General features: G+C 59.1%; 2 protein-coding genes and 1 pseudogene. All 3 read left to right on the top strand.

Features of this window, described 5'->3' with window-relative positions; translation table 11 throughout:
* Positions 1–189, top strand: a pseudogene (locus tag AC1D00_RS36450) (CopG family transcriptional regulator); the annotation flags it as partial.
* Positions 190–322: 133 nt separating this feature from the next.
* The gene (locus AC1D00_RS36445) at positions 323–1,657 is read left to right on the top strand and encodes an MFS transporter (protein WP_477014000.1); all 1,335 of its coding nucleotides are present in this window, start codon (positions 323–325) and stop codon (positions 1,655–1,657) included.
* A 258-nt stretch (positions 1,658–1,915) separates the two neighbouring features.
* A partial coding sequence (locus tag AC1D00_RS36440; RefSeq protein ID WP_477014001.1) for an ATPase, T2SS/T4P/T4SS family occupies positions 1,916–2,475 on the top strand: 560 nt, incomplete at its 3' end.

Below are 2,475 nucleotides of genomic sequence, written 5' to 3'. Positions count from 1 at the left end.
TTCATCCGCTTCTGGCTGACGATCACGCCACCCTTACCGAACGAAGCCCAAGCGGCGGCACAACTGAAGGGTCGGGAGCGTTTCGAAGGATTTGTCGAAGCGCTGGGACGTCGGCTGCAGAAGGGGCAGAGTTTTCTGCGTGAGATTCCAGAGGACATCGTTCGTCCGGAGACGGACAGCCAAAGCTGACTGAACACCAGGGGGAGCGATTTCGCCGATCTTTCTGTTTGCACGCCAGAGTACGATTGCACTATTTTAGCCGACCCACGAAAAGCTGGACGCGCTATCGGCTCGCATGAGCTGAGGGGCAAAAAGGGCCAGCATGCAAAATTCGGAGGCATGGCGTCTCGTCGCGCGCGTTTTTCTCCCATTTGTTGCTGGATACTATCTTTCGTATCTCTTCCGAACGATCAACGCTCTGATCTCCAGTCATCTCGTCGCGGAGATCGGGCTCGGCACTGCCGATCTCGGGCTCCTCACGTCCGTCTACTTCCTGGTGTTCGCGGCGGCCCAGATACCCGTCGGTATTTTGCTGGATCGCTTTGGCCCTCGCCGGGTTCAGAGTTGCCTGCTTTTAGTCGCCGCCGCAGGCTCCTGCCTGTTCGCGATGTCCACGAGTCTGCCGATGCTCTTGATTTCGCGAGCCATGATCGGCCTCGGGGTGGCGGCGGCATTGACGGCTGGATTGAAGTCCATCGTTCTCTGGTTTCCGAGCGAACGATTCGCCTTGCTGAACGGCTACATGATCATGCTGGGCTCGCTCGGAGCGGTGACCGCGACAGCTCCCGCCGAACATTTGATCGCCTGGATGGGCTGGCGACCGCTCTTTGAGGTCCTGGCGACGGCAACCGGCGTCACGGCCGTGCTCATCTATATCGTGGTTCCTGAACGAGCCATCATCCCGCCATCAGGATCAATGCCCGGCACATTGAGCTCCGTCTTCGGCGATCGGCGTTTTTGGCGAATTGCCCCGTTGTCAGCCACTTGCGTCGGATCGGCCTGGTCTCTGCAGGGATTGTGGGCTGCGCCGTGGCTGACCGACGTCGAGGGATTTGATCGAACGAGACTTGTCGGACAGCTATTCACAATGTCGGTCGTCCTTTGCGGCGGTGCCTGGCTATTCGGCACATTGGTCCATGGCATCAGGCGAAGAGGGGGGACGATAGAGATCATCGTGGCCGTGATCGCAATCCTGTTCATCGCGGCCGAGCTATCCTTGATCCTTCGCGTGCCCTTGCCGTCAATCTCGCCGTGGTCGGTTGTCGCAATTGTTGGAACCGCGACGGTGGTCAGTTTCGCGGTGATAGCTGATTACTTTCCGCCAGAACTCACCGGTCGTGCCAACGGTGCGTTGAATGTGCTGCACTTCGGTTGGGCATTTGTTTCCCAACTCGGGACCGGCTTCATCTTGCAGCAATGGCCACTCGTGGATGGCCACAGGGCCGTCCTGGCCTATCAGGTCGCATTCGGTGTCAATGTGGCGGTTCAGATCACCGCCTTCGTCTGGTTCGCTCTACCATCGCTTGGATCCTTCGGGCGCTGGATGGGTTCAATTCCGCTCTTCTTGCCTGCTAGCGTTTCTGATGCGGCCGAAACGTTCATGCCGTACGAACAATTGCTGGTGGTCATGCCGGCGGATACCGATTCGGAGTGGTGAGCCACGTCCGCAGCAACCTTCCCGACGAATAGCATCAGCATTCCGCAGCGCTCCGGTTCGCTTCGCGGTGCGAATTATGAGTTTTCGGTCTTTCTTTTTCTACGCCAATCTACGCTTACCGTAAGCGCTTGTTGCGCCAAATCCATTGGTGCCTTTTCTAATCAACCCATCTGAGAACGCTCCAGACGTTCTCATTCGGTGGGGACGGCATTGGCAATCCATTCCATTCAATCGGAAGCGAATTCGCGCGGTGCGCGAATGCTGCGGAGCGCACTTGGCGTGGCGATCGCAGGCTACCTGGAAGACGACGCGATCGTTGAGGTCATGCTCAATCCCGATGGGCGGCTTTGGATTGACCGACTGTCGAGTGGCTTGGTTGACACCGGCGTAACGTTGTCAGCGGCGGACGGCGAGCGCATCGTTCGTCTGGTGGCGCATCATGTAGGCGCGGAGGTGCACGCCAGCTCACCCCGCGTGTCGGCCGAACTTCCCGGAACCGGCGAGCGGTTCGAAGGCCTGTTGCCTCCGGTCGTTGCTGCCCCCGCTTTCGCCATCCGCAAGCCCGCGGTCGCCGTCTTCACGCTCGACGATTACGTTGCCGCCGGGACCATGACCTCCGGGCAAGCCGACACCCTGAGGAGTGCGGTCACCACTCGCAAGAATATCTTGGTGGCCGGTGGTACCTCGACCGGCAAGACCACCTTGACCAACGCGCTTCTGGCCGAAGTTGCCAAGACCTCCGATCGTGTTGTCCTGATCGAAGATACGCGCGAACTTCAATGCAAGGCGCCCAACCTTGTAGCATTGCGGACCAAAGA

The organism is Bradyrhizobium sp. P2_E8, from assembly GCF_056403875.1.
This window is presented reverse-complemented; position numbering and strand designations above follow the sequence as displayed.

Coding starts and splice junctions, on each gene's coding strand:
- AC1D00_RS36445 (WP_477014000.1), top strand. CDS start 323: ATGCAAAATTCGGAGGCATGGCGTCTCGTCGCGCGCGTTTTTCTCCCA.